Below are 2342 nucleotides of genomic sequence, written 5' to 3'. Positions count from 1 at the left end.
CCGCCACAATATTTTCACCGATTTTTTCATGCGCTTATATAATTTGTTTTATGGCCAAGTTGCCGGATCCTTTTAAATGAATGGCAATTTATTACTATCTGTTGGCTATATATGTAATTTTTTCAATAAAGTTCAACTGCAATAAACAAGCCTGTTTATAAGCGTTTGACCGACAAAGCTATTTAAATTTCTAAAAATACTTACTGGGTCACATAAGTTTCTGTAAAAAACTTACGGTACCCGGTCAGGTCTTTGGTGCTATTTAACAGGATAAAGTTATCCCTCGAAATAACGAAAAAATTGTATTCTGTTGGCCGGATCCGGGGAATAATGCTAGCGGCTGCGGCATCCCTGATTTCGTCGAAGTACTCCAGTGCTTTGTCCTCATTGGGGAATATCCTGAAAATGAGCATTACATCATTGGGGGTTAGCACGAAGCTACCTACTTCAATTTTATCAGCCGCATGTTTAGTGGCATTATAGCGGGTAAACTGGTTGAGCCCTTCATCCATGAGTTCTTTTGACACGCGGTCAAATGACAGTACAACGAAAAACGGATTATCCGCATTGACCTTATAAGGTGTTACCGGTTTTGGAGGGGCCACAGGCACAATAGGTGCAGGTAATGGTGTTACCATTCCTGCGGCTATTTTGGACGAATCTGTCCTGGCTGTTGCGGTATTCACCCTGTCTGCCAGTACCGGCTGTGGATTTTGCCAGGGGTAGCGCATGGTAATATTTTCGTCCAGCAGCTGTCCGTTGGCATCTTTCTTCCTTACTTCCAGTTTAGCCAGGTAGTTGGTGAGTTCTCCGCGATGCTCCAGGGCATCCATGAGAGCCTGGGCCTGCAGGCGGATCGGCTCATCTGCCGCATATTTGGTCAATACGTTCTGTACTGCTTTGCGTGATAATTGCGACGAATCTGTGGCGAAGAGGGTATCAGTCTTAACAATCAGCATTGCCTCCAGCAGATCGAACCTGGGTTTCAGAAAATTGAAGCCGAACGCAGTATCAGCCCGCTGCTTTATGGCCATAGCTTCGGCGTAGTTGCCATTCTGGAAGGCCGTATAGGCGGAATCGTAGGCGGCACTGATTTGTTTCTTTTTGGCTACATCTGCATCATTATTGAGTCCACCGGAGCGGATAATGTCGGCAAAGTTCGTATTGCCGTACTGGTTAAGCACCATGGCTTTATACTGGTTAGCAGCAGCCGTATGATTCATTTTACTATTCCATATATAAAGCGAATACAGTACTTCTGGTTTACGCGGATGATCTGGAAACAAGATTAGCAGCGAGTCATAGGTTTCTATAGCCAGTGGAAAGTTTTCCAGTTTATCATGATACAACTTACCCAGGTCGAACCATGCATCCTTTACCAATTTTTCGGACGCGGCCAGCTTTTCCGGCGACAGCGGCAAACCGGCAGCAAGCGATTCCGCAGTCACACTATCAGGAGACATCACTTTGATGGTAGTGCTGGTTCCTTCTTCTATTTCAATAGGGGCGTTGCTGTTAGCTGCATTCACCACCCCGTTCTGGCTACGACGCCAGTTATCGCCGGGTTGGCGGTTCCCCCATCTGCGTTTGAATTCTGAATAACCGGCAGATTTACTGCTGGCGTTATAAAAATACCAGTCGCCTTTCTCTTCTTTTGGTCCGTAGGCGCCGCCGCCTGTCATCCCCATGGCACTCGCATCGAGTGGGTTGGCAGCAGCCATCGCCTCTTTTATTTTTTTGTCGGTGGCTTCCGTTTTGATTACTGCAGCCATTTTCGACAGGAGTATGTTACGATCGGAGGGCGACATGGCTGCAATTTTCTGCAGACTGTCTTCCCGGTGAATGAGATCCAGTTTAGTGACTACTTCTGACAATACTTCTTTGCGGACGTTTACCGTAGCGGCATCCATATAATCTTTGGTCATTACGCCGGCGGTGCTGTCATAATATTTTTTCGCATCCGGATAATTACGCTGGTCGTAGTAAATATCAGCGATGCCTTTATAGGTGAGGGTACGCTGCATGAGATTGTCACTGGGTACCTTTAGTGATTGCTTCATGTAGCCGATGGCGGCATCCGGATCTTTGGGATATACGAGGGTGCCCATGGTATAGTAGATCCCATCGCGGAACCGGGAAAACCGTTGCTTTCTGAGCATGTGGTGCAGGCCGGCAATACTTTTAGCGATATCACCGGTTGTTTCAGCATTTGTTTTAGCAATTTGTAACCTGGCCTGGAAATCCATCATGGGATCTGGTTTCATACCGATCACGTTGCGGAATTGTTCCAGGGCTGAATCGGGCCGATGTTGCAGGATATAGAGCTGACCAAGAATATAGGA

Annotated in this window: 1 protein-coding gene; it reads right to left on the bottom strand. The window is 46.7% G+C overall.

Translation table 11 applies throughout. The features are described from left to right. Positions 1-200: 200 nt before the first annotated feature. On the bottom strand, positions 201-2342 hold a 2142-nt coding region (locus VIP81_RS26220), incomplete at its 5' end, for a hypothetical protein (protein ID WP_331968221.1).

Source organism: Chitinophaga sp. (assembly GCF_036566945.1).
Lineage (GTDB): Bacteria > Bacteroidota > Bacteroidia > Chitinophagales > Chitinophagaceae > Chitinophaga.
This window is presented reverse-complemented; position numbering and strand designations above follow the sequence as displayed.